Raw genomic sequence first — 15581 nt, 5'->3', positions numbered from 1 at the left:
GGTGTTGAAATGGTAATGCCAGGCGATAACGTTCAGATGGATGTTACGCTAATCAACCCGATTGCGATGGAAGAAGGCCTACGTTTTGCGATCCGTGAAGGCGGTCGTACAGTAGGTGCTGGCGTTGTATCTAAAATTATCGAGTAATATTAGATAATTAGGTATTGCCAATCGATGGGGAGGCCTATACAATACGCCTCCCTATTATGCGATAGGCCAGTGGCTCAATTGGCAGAGCAGCGGTCTCCAAAACCGCAGGTTGTGGGTTCGAGTCCCTCCTGGCCTGCCAACTCATTCGGAGTTGGTATCTTGCAAGCGAATCGTTTTTAGTAATCCTGAGGCCCTAAGCGTGAATGCGAAAGTGAATCCCGAAGGTTCAAAGTTTGATGCCCTGAAGTGGGTGGTTGTAGTGGCGGTTGTCGCTGCCGGTGTTGTGGGTAACTCCATCTTTGCTGATCAGTCTTTGTTCTACCGTGTAGTAGCATTGCTGGTGTTGGCTATGGTTGCAGGTTTTATATCTCTGCAAACGGCTAAAGGTAAGGCTTTCTTCACTTTGTTTAAAGAAGCAAAGCAGGAGATTCGTAAGGTAGTGTGGCCGACACGTCAAGAGACATTGCAGACGACAGCTATTGTCGTTGTTGTGGTTTTGGTTGTTGGTTTAATGCTGTGGGGGCTTGACTCGTTATTGAGTTGGCTTGTATCTGGGGCGATAGGTTAAGAGGCGATAAGCATGTCGATGCGTTGGTATGTAGTGCATGCGTACTCCGGGTACGAGAAGCGTGTGATGAATACGCTAAAAGAACGAGTTGAACTGCATAGTATGCAGGATCTTTTTGGTGAGATTTTAGTTCCTACCGAAGAGGTTGTAGAGATTCGCGATGGTAAGAAGCGAAAATCTGAACGTAAGTTCTATCCTGGTTATGTTTTAGTGAATATGGATATGAACGACGAAAGCTGGCATTTGGTGAAAAATACACCTCATGTTTTAGGCTTTATTGGTGGTACGGCAGGTAAGCCTGCGCCGATCACTGAAGCTGAAGCGAATGAAATTCTAAGTCGTGTGGAAAGTGGTGTTGATAAGCCGCGTCCTAAGACTGTGTTTGAGCCAGGCGAAATGGTGCGTGTTACTGATGGCCCATTTGCTGACTTTAACGGTGTTGTAGAAGAGATTAATTACGAGAAGAATAAACTGCATGTTGCAGTGTTGATTTTCGGTCGTTCTACACCGGTTGAGCTAGATTTTGGTCAGGTAGAAAAAGCCTGATAAAAAGTATGAAGGAATAACCTCAGCGAGAGCTGGGGTTTTTCTGTCTTGAGAAAATGGGGAGCTGAGAGGCGTTTGAACCCACTAGGAGTACATTGAAAAATGGCTAAGAAAATTGAAGCTTATATTAAGCTGCAAGTTCCTGCCGGTGGCGCGAACCCGTCACCTCCAGTAGGTCCTGCGTTAGGTCAGCATGGTGTTAACATCATGGAATTCTGTAAAGCGTTTAATGCTCAGACACAGGGCATGGAAAGCGGTTTACCTGTTCCTGTTGTTATTACTGTTTATGCTGATCGTAGCTTTACGTTCATCACTAAAACACCTCCTGCAGCAGTATTGTTGTTGAAGGCTGCAGGCCTTAAGAGTGGTTCTGGTCGTCCGAATACTGAGAAAGTGGGTTCTGTTACTCGCGCTCAGTTAGAAGAGATCGCTACTGTTAAAATGCCAGACCTTACAGCTGCTGATATGGATGCGGCTTGCCGTACCATTGCTGGTACAGCGCGTAGCATGGGTCTACTTACAGAGGTGGATGAGTAATGGCTAAGTTAACTAAACGTCAAAAGCTGATTGCTGAAAAAGTAGAAGCTGGTAAAGCGTACTCTATCGAAGATGCTGTTTCTCTATTGTCTGAACTATCTACTGTAAAGTTCAAAGAGACAGTTGATATTGCTGTAAACCTAGGCGTTGATCCACGTAAATCTGATCAGGTTGTTCGTGGCTCAACTGTATTGCCAAATGGTACAGGTAACGATGTTCGTGTAGCTGTATTTGCTCAAGGTGAAAATGCTGAGAAAGCAAAAGAAGCCGGTGCAGATGTTGTTGGTTTTGAAGATCTTGCTGAGCAGATTAAAGGCGGTGATCTTGATTTTGGTGTTGTTATTGCGACGCCAGACGCTATGCGTGTTGTTGGTCAGCTAGGTCAGGTGCTTGGTCCTCGTGGTCTAATGCCTAACCCTAAAGTTGGTACAGTAACACCAGATGTTGCTACAGCAGTTAAAAATGCTAAAGCAGGTCAGGTTCGTTTCCGTACAGATAAGAACGGTATTATTCATGCTGGCGTTGGTAAAGCAGATTTTGAAGCTGCTTCTATCAAGCAAAACGTTGAAGCATTGATTGCAGATCTGAAGAAGCTGAAACCTTCTGCTGCAAAAGGTATTTATCTTAAGAAGGTAGTTCTGTCCACTACAATGGGTCCAGGTCTACTTGTTGATCAGGCTTCTTTGGAAGTTTAATCAATGAAAGGTTTTTTGAGGGTCTTCTGTGACTGTAATGCAGAGACGAAGGCCGTCAAAGACCGCAGGTGATAAAGGTAACTTTATCTTAATGGGCTAACCAGCCTGCGCAGACGGTGAGATTCTGAATTTGAATCAAACCACCGTACTCGGAATCCCCATTGATTGGGGGGTTGGTAACAAGTCGAAAGACTACTCCAGGAGTAAATCGTGGCATTAGGACTCGAAGATAAAAAAGCGATCGTCGCTGAAGTCCAAGAAGCTGCTAACAATGCTTTGTCTGCTGTTGTCGCGGATTCCCGCGGCGTTGAAGTTGGCGACATGACTGCATTGCGTAAAGAAGCACGTGAAAACGGCGTATGGCTTAAAGTTGTACGTAACACGCTAGCTCGACGCGCAGTTGAAGGCACTGATTACGCATGCTTACAGGACACGTTCAAAGGTCCAAGTATCATTGCTTTTTCTACAGAACATCCGGGCGCTGGCGCTCGTATTCTGCAGGATTTTGCAAAAGGTAATGACAACTTTGAACTGAAAGCGGCTGCATTTGAAGGTGAAGTAGTAGATATCGCAATGTTGGCAAGCTTGCCAACATACGACGAAGCTATTGCTAAGTTGATGATGTGCATGAAAGAAGCTGCTGCTGGCAAACTTGTCCGCACAATTGCAGCTGTTCGCGATCAGAAAGAAGAACAGGCTGCGTAATTTTATACGCATCCTTTTTCATACAAGTTTTAATGAGCCTGTGGGCTTACAAATATCAGGAATTAGAAAATGTCTCTGACTAACGAAGATATCCTAAACGCAATTGCTGAAATGTCTGTTAAAGACGTTGTTGTTCTTATTGAAGCAATGGAAGAAAAATTCGGTGTAACTGCAGCTGCTGCTGTTGTTGCTGGTGGCGCTGCTGGCGGTGACGCTGGTGCTGCTGAAGAGAAAACTGAATTTGACGTTATCCTAACTGCTGTTGGCGATAAGAAAGTTAACGTAATCAAAGCAGTTCGTGCTGCTACAGGTCTTGGCTTGAAAGAAGCTAAAGGCATTGTTGACGGCGCTCCTGCTGCTGTTAAAGAAGGCGTTAGCAAAGAAGAAGCTGAAGAACTACAGAAAGCACTGGAAGAAGCTGGCGCTTCTGTTGAAGTTAAGTAATTACTTCAATGCTAATTCGAGCAGTTTTCTGTTCGAGGTGCTGATGGCTGGTGGCAAAATGCCACCGGCCTTTTTCCGTTATTTATAGACAGCAAATAAATTGCGGTAACACAGTCCGAAACGGGTTTCGGTCTGCTTATAATTTGGTGCACTTGCTGGGGAACACTGATGGCTTATTCATACACTGAAAAGAAACGCATCCGTAAGGACTTCGGTAAATTGCCGCAAGTAATGGATGTGCCTTACTTGCTAGCAATACAGCTCGACTCCTATAAAAAGTTTTTGCAGACAGGAGTTGAAGCAGCAGATCGTTTGGATGCTGGTCTGCATGCAGCATTTAACTCTGTCTTCCCAATCGTGTCCTATTCTGGAAATGCATCTCTGGAATATGTGGGCTACCGTCTGGGTGAGCCTGTATTTGACGTTAAAGAGTGTCAGATACGCGGTATTACGTATGCAGCTCCACTGCGCGTGAAAGTTCGTTTGGTTATTTATGACCGCGAATCCAGCAATAAGGCTGTTAAAGATATTAAAGAGCAAGAAGTCTACATGGGCGAGATGCCTTTGATGACTGATAACGGTACATTTGTTGTTAACGGTACTGAGCGAGTGATTGTTTCACAGCTTCATCGTTCACCAGGTGTATTCTTTGACCATGATAAAGGTAAAACCCATTCATCTGGGAAGCTGCTTTATTCTGCGCGTATTATTCCTTACCGTGGTTCATGGTTAGATTTTGAATTTGATCCTAAAGATAGTTTATTTGTCCGTATTGACCGTCGCCGTAAATTGCCTGCAACTATTTTGTTGCGTGCTTTGGGTTACCAGACTGAAGAGATTCTTGATATCTTCTTCGAAAATACGACTTGGAGCTTAGGCAGCGAATCGATCAAAATGCATTTGATCGCTGACCGTCTACGTGGCGAAACTCTATCTTTTGAAGTTAAAGATGGCGATGGCAACGTTGTAGTTGAAGCCGGACGCCGTATTACGCCACGTCACATTCGTCAAATGGCGAAAGTAGGCATGGAACAGCTAGAAGTACCTATGGAGTATCTTGTAGGTAAAGCGATTGCGCGTGATGTTATTGATCCTGCAACCGGTGAGCTGATCTGTGGTAGTAATGCTGAAATTACAGAAGAATTAGTTGAGCAGTTACGTGTTGCTAATATCACAACGTTTGAAACGCTATACACAAACGAATTGGATTGTGGTCCGTTTGTTTCTGATACGCTGCGCAACGATCCAACGCGTAACCAGTTAGAAGCTCTGGTAGAAATCTACCGTATGATGCGTCCTGGTGAGCCGCCAACTAAAGAGTCTGCTGAAGCACTATTTGAAAACTTATTCTTCAGTGAAGACCGTTATGACCTTTCAGCTGTAGGTCGTATGAAGTTCAACCGTCGTCTAGGTCGTGATGAGGTTGAAGGTTCTGGCGTTCTAGATAAAGAAGATATCCTTGAGGTGATGAAAACCTTAATCGATATCCGTAACGGTAAAGGCACGGTAGATGATATAGATCATCTAGGTAACCGTCGTATCCGTTCTGTTGGTGAAATGGCAGAAAATCAGTTCCGCGTTGGTCTTGTTCGTGTTGAACGTGCTGTACGTGAACGTCTAAGCATGGCTGAATCTGATAATCTAATGCCGCAGGATCTTATTAATGCTAAGCCTGTAGCCGCAGCGATTAAAGAGTTCTTCGGTTCTTCCCAGCTTTCTCAGTTTATGGATCAGAACAACCCGTTGTCTGAAGTTACCCATAAGCGTCGTGTTTCTGCATTAGGCCCAGGTGGTCTAACGCGTGAACGAGCTGGTTTTGAAGTACGTGACGTACATCCGACACATTACGGTCGTGTATGTCCAATCGAAACGCCAGAGGGTCCAAACATCGGTTTGATTAACTCTTTGGCTACCTTTGCTCGCACAAATGATTATGGTTTCCTTGAAACACCATATCGCCGCGTTGTTGATAGCAAAGTAACTGACGAGCTGGATTACCTGTCTGCAATCGAAGAAAACACCTTCGTAATCGCACAGGCATCAGCAACAATGGACGAAGAAGGTCGCCTACTTGATGAGTTGGTTACTGTTCGTCACTTGAATGAAACAACGGTTATGCAGCCTGAAAAAGTACAGTACATGGACGTTTCACCACGTCAGGTTGTATCTGTAGCGGCTTCATTGATTCCGTTCCTAGAACACGATGATGCCAACCGTGCATTGATGGGTTCCAACATGCAACGTCAAGCGGTGCCAACTTTACGTGCGGATAAGCCGCTTGTAGGTACTGGTATTGAGCGTAACGTTGCACAGGACTCCGGTGTATGTGTTGTTGCCCGTCGCGGCGGTGTTATTGAGTCTGTTGATGCGAGCCGTATTGTGGTTCGTGTTAAAGATGATGAAGTAACGGCAGGCGATGCAGGTGTAGATATCTATAACCTGACTAAATATACGCGTTCTAACCAAAATACATGTATCAACCAGCGCTCTATCGTGAGCCCAGGTGATCAGGTTAATGTTGGCGATGTTATGGCTGATGGGCCATCTGTTGATATGGGTGAGCTGGCGCTAGGTCAGAACATGCGTATCGCGTTTATGCCTTGGAATGGTTATAACTTTGAGGATTCGATCCTTATCTCTGAGCGTGTCGTTCAGGAAGATCGTTTCACAACGATCCACATTCAAGAGCTTACTTGTGTCGCACGTGATACTAAGTTGGGTTCTGAAGAGATTACATCGGATATACCAAATGTAGGTGAGTCTGCTCTAGCTAAGCTAGATGAGGCTGGTATCGTGCATATAGGGGCTGAAGTAGGTCCTGGCGATATTCTTGTTGGTAAAGTGACACCTAAAGGCGAAAGCCAGCTAACACCAGAAGAGAAGCTACTAAGAGCTATCTTTGGTGAGAAAGCATCGGATGTTAAAGATACATCCCTACGTGTTAAGACAGGTACAGTTGGTAAAGTTATCGATGTGCAGGTGTTTACACGTGACGGCGTTCAGAAAGATGAGCGTGCGTTAGCGATTGAGAAATCTGAACTAGATTCTATTCGCAAGGATCTCTACGAAGAGCTTCGCATTGTTGAGCAGGCGACTTTTGAGCGTTTAGGTAAAGTGCTTATTGGTTTGAAGGCTGACGGTGGTGCAGGTCTTGGAAAAGGTGAAGAGATTACTGCTGAATTCCTAGCTGGGTTATCGAAATCTGATTGGTTCAATATCCGCGTTTCTGATGAAGCTGCGGCTGAACAGCTTGAACTTGCAGAGAAGCAGCTAGAAGAGCGTAAAGAGTCTCTTGATAAGCGTTTTGAAGATAAGAAGAACAAGCTGCAAACAGGTGATGATCTTGCGCCGGGCGTCCTAAAAATTGTTAAGGTTTATGTGGCTACTAAGCGTCGCGTACAGCCGGGTGACAAAATGGCAGGCCGTCATGGTAACAAAGGTGTTATCTCTGTAATCATGCCTGTTGAAGATATGCCGTATGATGCAAATGGTGAGCCAGTCGATATAGTGCTGAACCCACTAGGTGTACCATCACGTATGAACGTTGGTCAGGTCCTAGAGACTCATATGGGTATGGCTGCTAAAGGTCTTGGTCGTCGCATCAATGAGATGCTGGATCAAGAGCGTGAGCGTGCTGAAACGGTTAAAGAGATTCGTGAATTCTTACATCAGATCTATAACGCTGATTTAGGTGCTGGCGTAAACAGCCGCACTGAAGATCTAGATAGCTTTACTGATGAAGAGATTCTGGAACTGGCTAAAAACCTTTGCGGTGGTGTTCCACTGGCAACTCCAGCATTTGATGGTGCTAAAGAGGTTGAGCTTAAATCCTTGCTACGTTTAGCGGGTCTAAGTGATACAGGTCAAACTACATTGTTTGATGGCCGTACAGGTAATCAGTTTGATCGCCCTGTAACTGTTGGTTACATGTATATGCTGAAATTGAACCATTTGGTTGATGATAAGATGCATGCGCGTTCAACTGGCTCCTACAGCCTTGTTACTCAGCAGCCGCTGGGTGGTAAAGCTCAATTCGGTGGTCAGCGATTCGGTGAGATGGAGGTGTGGGCACTTGAAGCTTATGGTGCTGCATATACTCTGCAAGAGATGCTCACAGTTAAGTCCGATGATGTGAATGGTCGTACCAAAATGTATAAAAACATTGTGGATGGCGATCATCGTATGGAGCCGGGTATGCCGGAATCCTTCAACGTACTTATTAAAGAGATCCGTTCTCTGGGTATCGACATCGAGCTCGAATCCGAATAAGCACAAAACTGTATACCAGGCGGGGGTCGCTCATTAGAGCGGCCTTAAGCAAGAACTCCGTTAGGAGCTTGAAAGAATGAAAGATCTGCTGAATCTGCTTAAAACACAGGGTCAATCTGAAGAGTTTGACTCGATCAAGATCACTCTGGCTTCCCCTGAGATGATCCGTTCATGGTCTTATGGTGAAGTTAAAAAGCCGGAAACCATTAACTACCGTACCTTCAAGCCTGAGCGTGAAGGTTTATTCTGTGCCAAAATTTTTGGCCCAGTAAAAGATTACGAATGCTTATGCGGCAAATACAAGCGTATGAAGCATCGTGGTGTTATCTGTGAGAAGTGTGGCGTAGAAGTTACGCTGGCTAAAGTTCGTCGTGAGCGTATGGCTCACATCGAATTGGCATCTCCAGTTGCCCACATCTGGTTCCTTAAATCACTACCGTCCCGTATCGGCTTGATGCTAGATATGACGCTACGTGATATTGAACGTGTTCTTTACTTCGAGTCTTTCGTTGTTATCGATCCAGGTATGACTACGCTTGAGCGCGGTCAGATGTTGAACGATGAGCAATATTTTGAAGCGCTTGAAGAGTTTGGTGATGACTTTGATGCCCGTATGGGTGCTGAAGCGGTACGTGAGCTGCTTTCTTCAATTGAATTGAAGGAAGAGGTTGATCGCCTACGCGAAGAATTACCACAGACAAGTTCTGAAACAAAAATTAAGAAGCTGTCTAAGCGTCTTAAGTTACTAGAAGCGTTCTACAAATCAGGTAACAAACCTGAGTGGATGATTCTTGAGGTACTGCCGGTTCTTCCGCCAGATCTTCGTCCATTGGTGCCTCTTGATGGTGGTCGTTTCGCAACGTCTGATCTTAACGATCTGTACCGTCGAGTTATCAACCGTAACAATCGTCTTAAGCGTTTGTTGGATCTTAATGCTCCAGATATCATCGTACGTAACGAAAAACGTATGTTGCAAGAATCTGTTGATGCGTTGTTAGACAACGGTCGTCGCGGTCGTGCTATTACCGGTTCTAACAAGCGTCCTCTGAAATCTTTGGCTGATATGATCAAAGGTAAGCAGGGTCGTTTCCGTCAGAACCTATTGGGTAAACGTGTAGATTACTCTGGTCGTTCTGTAATCGTGGTAGGTCCATACCTACGTTTACATCAGTGTGGTCTTCCTAAGAAGATGGCACTTGAGCTATTTAAGCCTTTTATCTTCTCTAAACTAGAGCTTCGTGGTCACGCTACTACGATTAAAGCCGCTAAGAAGATGGTTGAGCGCGAAGAAGCATTAGTATGGGATATCTTGGATGAAGTTATCCGTGAGCATCCGGTACTGCTTAACCGTGCACCAACACTTCACCGTTTAGGTATCCAGGCGTTTGAGCCTGTGCTAATCGAAGGTAAGGCAATTCAACTGCACCCATTAGTATGTGCGGCATACAACGCCGACTTCGATGGTGACCAGATGGCGGTACACGTACCGTTGACTATTGAAGCGCAGCTAGAAGCACGCGCATTGATGATGTCTACCAATAACGTGTTATCTCCTGCTAACGGTGAGCCGATTATCGTTCCTTCGCAAGACGTTGTATTGGGTCTGTACTACATGACTCGTGAGCGTGTTAATGCGAAAGGCGAAGGCATGGTGTTCTCTGATATTGACGAGATTGCACGTGCTCAAGGCGCAGGTGAGTTAGATCTTCAGGCTGGTATCAAGGTTCGTATCACTGAAACGATTCGTGATATCGAAGGTAACGTTGAAGTTATCACTGAGCTAAAAGAGACAACTGCGGGTCGTGCTTTATTGTTTGCTATCGTTCCTGATGGCCTTCCTTATGAGCTGGTTAACCAGCCAATGAAGAAGAAAGCAATCTCCCGTCTATTGAATGAGGCTTATCGTCGCTGTGGTCTGAAAGATACGGTTATCTTTGCTGACCAGCTGATGTATACAGGCTTCCGTCAGGCAACAATGTCTGGTGTATCAATCGGTGTGAACGATTTCGAGATTCCAGCTGAGAAAGCGCTGATTATCGATGAAGCGGAAACCGAAGTTGTAGATATCGAACGTCAGTTTGCTGATGGTTTGGTAACTCAAGGTGAGAAATACAACAAAGTTATCGATATCTGGTCTCGTGCTAACGAACTGTTAGCTAAGAAAATGATGGATAACTTGAAAACTGAGCCGGTTATTACTAAAGACGGTAAAGAGTCAGAGCAAGAGTCATTTAACTCTGTTTATATGATGGCCGACTCCGGTGCCCGTGGTAGTGCAGCTCAGATTCGTCAGCTAGCCGGTATGCGTGGTTTGATGGCTAAGCCAGATGGCTCAATCATCGAAACGCCTATCACTGCGAACTTCCGTGAAGGTTTGAACGTACTTCAGTACTTCATCTCTACCCATGGTGCTCGTAAAGGTTTGGCTGATACAGCATTGAAAACAGCAAACTCTGGTTACTTGACGCGTCGTTTGGTTGACGTTGCTCAGGATGTTGTAATCACAGAAGCTGATTGTGGTACAGAGGAAGGTTTATCAATGATTCCTCTGATCGAAGGCGGTGACGTTGTAGTTGCGCTGGCTGATCGAGTATTAGGTCGCGTTGTAGCTAAGGATGTTCTTGATCCATCAGGTAAAGATGTTCTGATTGAAGCTGGTACGCTGATTGATGAAGCTTGGAAGCATCGTTTAGAAAACGAAGAGATCTATTCATCTATTGATGAGATTATCGTACGTAGTGCAATTACATGTCGTACTCGTCACGGTATCTGTGCAAGCTGTTATGGTCGTGATCTAGGTCGTGGTCACTTGGTTAATCCAGGTGAGGCTGTAGGTGTTATCGCGGCGCAATCAATTGGTGAGCCGGGTACACAGCTTACCATGCGTACGTTCCATATCGGTGGTGCGGCATCTCGAGCTGCAGCAGTGGATAGTATCCAAGTTAAGAATGGCGGTGAAATTCGTCTGCATGACCTTAAGTTTGTTGAACGTCCAGATGGCGCTTTAGTTGCAACTTCACGTTCTGGTGAACTGGGTGTGACTGATGAGCATGGTCGTGAGCGTGAACGTTATAAGCTTCCGTACGGTTCTGTTATCAAAGTTAAAGATGGCAGTAAAGTTGAAGCGGGCGACATTGTTGCTAACTGGGATCCGCATACGCATCCAATTATCTCTGAAGTGGCGGGTCGCGTTGAGCTGTCCGGTATGGATGATGGTATTACAGTTAAGAGTCAAACTGATGAATTGACGGGTCTGTCTACCACTGAGGTTCTTGATAACAAAGATCGTCCAGCGGCAGGTAAAGATATCCGCCCAATGATCAAGTTACTTGATGCTAAAGGTAATGATGTGATGCATCCGGGTACGGATTCTGCTGCACAGTACCTATTACCTGCTAAAGCGATTATGAACTTAAGTAATGGTTCTGATGTTCAGGTAGGTGATGTGCTGGCTCGTATCCCGCAGGAAGGTTCTGTGAATAAGGATATCACCGGTGGTCTACCGCGTGTTGCTGACTTATTCGAAGCGCGTAAGCCAAAAGAATCCTCTATCTTGGCGGAAGTATCAGGTATCATCAGCTTCGGTAAAGAAACTAAAGGTAAAAAACGTTTAGTTATCTCTCCAAGCGATGTTGAGCCGCATGAAACAATGATCCAGAAATGGCGTAATTTGAACGTCTTCGAGGGTGAGCAAGTGAATAAAGGTGAGGTTATCTCTGATGGCCCATCTAATCCACATGACATTCTACGTATTTTGGGTGTTGAAGAATTAGCTAAATACATCACCAGCGAGATCCAAGACGTATACCGTCTACAGGGTGTAGGTATCAACGATAAGCACATCGAAGTTATTGTTCGTCAGATGTTGCGTAAGGTTGAGATCGTTTCGTCTGGTGATTCAAGCTTTATTACTGGTGATCAGGTTGAATACCAAGCGGTATTGGCTGAGAACGAAGAGCTTGAAGCAGCAGGTAAGATTCCTGCTAAGTTTGACCGTGTGTTGCTGGGTATCACTAAAGCATCACTTGCGACTGAATCATTCATCTCTGCAGCGTCCTTCCAGGAGACAACGCGTGTATTGACTGAAGGTGCAGTAACCGGCAAACAGGACTTCTTGCGCGGCTTGAAAGAAAATGTCGTGGTTGGTCGTCTGATCCCAGCGGGTTCAGGTCTGGCTTACCACGAAGAACGCAAACGCAAGCGTGCTCAACCTGCTGAAGGTGAAAGTGCGACTGTGAGTGCAGAAGAGGTGCAACAAGCACTAACTGAAGCACTAAATGCGTCTATGCCAGACGCTGAATAACTATTTTTTCATTTTTATTGAATAAATAGTACTCAGTGTTTGATGTTGGGGCCGGAATTTATTAAAATTCCGGCCCCTTTGTGGTTGGATTGAAAAATATCCAATTTTTATGGTGTTAAATCAAAACGTGGAGTTTGCTTAAATGGCAACGATTAACCAGTTGGTACGTAAACCGCGTAAACGCAAAGTTCAGCCTAGCGATGTTCGTGCATTGCAAGCTTGTCCTCAGCGTCGTGGCGTATGTACCCGTGTTTACACCACTACTCCGAAAAAACCGAACTCAGCATTACGTAAAGTATGTCGTGTTCGTTTGACCAACGGCTTCGAGGTTGCTTCCTACATTGGTGGTGAAGGTCACAACCTGCAGGAGCATAGTGTTGTTCTAATTCGTGGTGGTCGTGTTAAGGACCTTCCAGGTGTTCGCTACCATACGGTACGTGGTGCACTGGACTGCTCAGGTGTTAGTGAGCGTAAGCAAGGCCGTTCTAAGTACGGTGCTAAGCGTCCTAAATCTTAATCGTAGTCCCTGCGGCGCAGCTTTCTTGTAAGACTAAGAAGCTAAACCGGATACACGGTAAGAGTAAGGCCAAGTTTACATACTTGGAAAACCTGAAGACCTTTTAATGAATTGAGGGCTTATCATGCCTAGAAGACGCGTCGCTGCAAAGCGCGAAATACTACCGGATCCTAAGTTCGGTAACATTGTTCTTGCCAAGTTTATTAACCATGTAATGGTTCACGGTAAGAAATCAGTTGCTGAGAAAATTGTTTACGGTGCTTTGGATAAAATCCAGGAGCGCTCAGACAAAGATCCATTGGAAATTTTTGAAAAAGCTCTGGAAGCGATCCAGCCAGCGGTTGAGGTTAAATCTCGCCGTGTTGGTGGTGCAACTTACCAGGTGCCTGTAGAAGTGCGTCCTGCTCGTCGTATGGCTCTTGCTATGCGTTGGGCGGTTGACTCTGCACGTGGTCGTGGTGAGAAATCCATGGCTCTACGTTTGGCAGGTGAGCTTGTTGATGCTTCTGAAGGTCGCGGTGCGGCTGTTAAGAAACGTGAAGACGTGCATCGTATGGCTGAAGCGAACAAAGCATTCGCTCACTACCGCTTCTAAAAAACTGAGGACTAAGTTGTGGCTCGTAAGACTCCTATATCACGTTATCGCAACATCGGTATCTGCGCACATGTGGATGCCGGTAAAACGACGACTACGGAGCGTGTTCTGTTTTACACCGGTCTTTCTCATAAGATTGGTGAAGTACATGACGGTGCTGCAACTATGGACTGGATGGAGCAGGAGCAGGAGCGTGGTATTACTATCACGTCTGCTGCAACTACTTGCTTCTGGAAGGGCATGAGCCAACAATTCGAAGATCATCGAATTAACATCATTGATACACCGGGGCACGTTGACTTCACGATTGAAGTTGAGCGTTCTTTACGTGTGTTGGATGGTGCTGTTGTTGTGCTTTGTGCCTCTTCCGGTGTTCAGCCTCAGACAGAGACTGTTTGGCGTCAGGCTAATAAATATGAAGTGCCGCGCATGGTATTCGTCAATAAGATGGATCGCATAGGTGCTGACTTCTTTATGGTTGTTGATCAGCTAAAAGAGCGTCTTGGGGCAAATGCTATACCTATCAATATTCCGATTGGCACGGAAGAAGACTTTGTAGGTGTGGTTGATCTGATTCGCATGAAAGCCATCATGTGGAATGAAGCAGATCAAGGTATGACTTATGAGTTGGAAGATATTCCAGCTGATCTGCAGGAGACTGCTGAAAAGTTGCGTGAGCAATTAGTTGAAGCAGCTGCAGAGGCAAATGAAGAATTGATGGATAAGTACCTTGAAGAGGGTGACTTATCTATAGATGAATTAAAGCAGGGTTTACGCTCGCGTACGCTTGATAACGATATTGTTCTTATGTTGGCTGGTTCAGCTTTTAAGAATAAAGGTGTTCAGGCGATGCTTGATGCGGTTATTGAGTTCATGCCATCTCCAATCGAAGTTAAAGCGATTGAGGGTATATTGGATGATAAGGACGAAACGCCTGCTGCACGTCATGCTGATGATGATGCGCCTTTTGCGGCGTTGGCCTTTAAAATTGCCACTGATCCGTTTGTAGGTACGCTGACATTTGTGCGTGTGTATTCGGGTGTTCTTAAGTCGGGTGACGGGGTTTATAACTCAGTCAAAGGCAAGAAAGAGCGCGTGGGTCGTATGGTGCAGATGCATGCCAATAATCGTGAAGAGATTAAAGAGGTGCGCGCGGGTGATATTGCCGCACTCATCGGTATGAAAGATGTTACAACAGGCGATACTTTATGTGACGGCGATAATCGTATTATCCTCGAACGTATGGAGTTTCCTGCGCCGGTTATCTCGGTTGCAGTCGAGCCTAGGTCTCAAGCTGACCAAGAGAAGATGGGTGTTGCCTTAGGTAAACTGGCGCAAGAAGATCCTTCCTTTAAAGTTGAGACAGATAAAGAAACAGGCCAGACCATTATTTCAGGTATGGGTGAGCTACATCTTGATATTCTCGTTGATCGAATGAAGCGAGAATTTAAAGTTGAGGCAAATATTGGTAAGCCTCAAGTTGCTTATAGAGAAAAAATTCGTAAGCCGGTTAATGCGAACCATAAGTTTATTCGCCAATCGGGTGGTCGCGGTCAGTACGGTCATGTAGTGGTTGAGTTTAGTCCTTCTGATGAAGAAGGGTTGGAGTTTATCAATGAGATCGTAGGTGGCGCGATCCCAAGAGAATTTATACCAGCAATAGAAAAGGGTATTGAAGAGCAGATGCATAATGGCGTTATTGCTGGATATCCTTTGATCGGGCTAAAAGCTCGTCTATATGATGGTTCGTTTCATGATGTTGACTCTAATGAGATGGCGTTTAAAATTGCGGCTTCTCAGGCATTAAAGAAATTTGCGCAGGACGCAGACCCTTGTTTGCTTGAGCCTGTCATGAAAGTAGAAGTAGTAACCCCTGAAGATTATATGGGTGATGTGATGGGCGATCTTAATCGTCGTCGCGGCCTAGTTCAGGGTATGGAAGATAGTTCTTCGGGTAAGGTTGTTAATGCGCTTGTGCCGTTGGGGGAGATGTTTGGTTATGCAACCGATCTTCGTTCAGCTACGCAGGGGCGTGCAACTTATTCGATGGAGTTTTACGAATATGGTGAAGCGCCCAAAAAGGTCGCTGATGCTATAATTAATTTTACTTAATTATTTATTTGCTAATGATAGCTGATAGAGGAAATAGACGTGGCTAAAGAACAATTTGAACGTTCAAAACCGCATGTTAACGTTGGTACAATCGGCCACGTTGACCACGGTAAAACTACACTTACTGCTGCTCTGACTCG

12 protein-coding genes, 1 tRNA gene and 1 pseudogene are annotated in these 15581 nt (G+C 45.3%); all 14 read left to right on the top strand.

Annotated elements, in window-relative coordinates; translation table 11 throughout:
* Positions 1-147, top strand: a pseudogene (locus Q4492_RS15470) (elongation factor Tu); the annotation flags it as partial.
* A gap of 66 nt (positions 148-213) precedes the next feature.
* Positions 214-289 (top strand) — tRNA-Trp (locus tag Q4492_RS15465).
* 60 nt (positions 290-349) lie between these two features.
* On the top strand, positions 350-718 hold the full coding sequence (gene secE, locus Q4492_RS15460; RefSeq protein WP_303419809.1) for a preprotein translocase subunit SecE: 369 nt from the start codon (positions 350-352) through the stop codon (positions 716-718).
* A gap of 12 nt (positions 719-730) precedes the next feature.
* A complete protein-coding gene (gene nusG / locus Q4492_RS15455) occupies positions 731-1264 on the top strand; it encodes a transcription termination/antitermination protein NusG (RefSeq protein WP_067862911.1) in 534 nt (177 codons plus the stop codon).
* A 102-nt stretch (positions 1265-1366) separates the two neighbouring features.
* On the top strand, positions 1367-1801 hold the full coding sequence (rplK, locus tag Q4492_RS15450; protein ID WP_067862909.1) for a 50S ribosomal protein L11: 435 nt from the start codon (positions 1367-1369) through the stop codon (positions 1799-1801).
* Positions 1801-2496 (top strand): 50S ribosomal protein L1, encoded by a 696-nt coding sequence (rplA, locus tag Q4492_RS15445; RefSeq protein ID WP_303419804.1) that lies wholly within the window; start codon positions 1801-1803, stop codon positions 2494-2496. The genes rplK and rplA overlap by 1 nt, the downstream gene beginning before the upstream one ends.
* A 210-nt stretch (positions 2497-2706) precedes the next feature.
* Positions 2707-3201 (top strand): 50S ribosomal protein L10, encoded by a 495-nt coding sequence (gene rplJ, locus Q4492_RS15440; protein ID WP_067862901.1) that lies wholly within the window; start codon positions 2707-2709, stop codon positions 3199-3201.
* Positions 3202-3270: 69 nt separating this feature from the next.
* Positions 3271-3645, top strand: coding sequence for a 50S ribosomal protein L7/L12 (rplL, locus tag Q4492_RS15435; RefSeq protein ID WP_067862899.1), 375 nt, complete (start codon positions 3271-3273; stop codon positions 3643-3645).
* Between the two features lie 168 nt (positions 3646-3813).
* Positions 3814-7914, top strand: a complete 4101-nt coding sequence (gene rpoB / locus Q4492_RS15430; protein ID WP_303419801.1) for a DNA-directed RNA polymerase subunit beta — start codon at positions 3814-3816, stop codon at positions 7912-7914.
* A 76-nt stretch (positions 7915-7990) separates the two neighbouring features.
* Positions 7991-12217 (top strand): DNA-directed RNA polymerase subunit beta', encoded by a 4227-nt coding sequence (gene rpoC / locus Q4492_RS15425; RefSeq protein WP_303419799.1) that lies wholly within the window; start codon positions 7991-7993, stop codon positions 12215-12217.
* Between the two features lie 142 nt (positions 12218-12359).
* The gene (gene rpsL, locus Q4492_RS15420; RefSeq protein ID WP_067862891.1) at positions 12360-12734 is read left to right on the top strand and encodes a 30S ribosomal protein S12; all 375 of its coding nucleotides are present in this window, start codon (positions 12360-12362) and stop codon (positions 12732-12734) included.
* 124 nt (positions 12735-12858) lie between these two features.
* Positions 12859-13329, top strand: a complete 471-nt coding sequence (gene rpsG, locus Q4492_RS15415; RefSeq protein WP_067862884.1) for a 30S ribosomal protein S7 — start codon at positions 12859-12861, stop codon at positions 13327-13329.
* 18 nt (positions 13330-13347) lie between these two features.
* Complete coding sequence (gene fusA / locus Q4492_RS15410; protein ID WP_303419794.1) at positions 13348-15441, top strand: elongation factor G; 2094 nt, start codon at positions 13348-13350, stop codon at positions 15439-15441.
* A 39-nt stretch (positions 15442-15480) separates the two neighbouring features.
* The coding region (locus Q4492_RS15405) for a GTP-binding protein (protein ID WP_303418295.1) at positions 15481-15581 on the top strand (101 nt) is incomplete at its 3' end.

The organism is Neptuniibacter sp. 1_MG-2023, assembly GCF_030547185.1.
Lineage (GTDB): Bacteria > Pseudomonadota > Gammaproteobacteria > Pseudomonadales > Balneatricaceae > Neptuniibacter.
The sequence above is the reverse complement of the archived record's forward strand: the minus strand, read 5'-3'. Positions and strand labels throughout refer to the sequence as shown.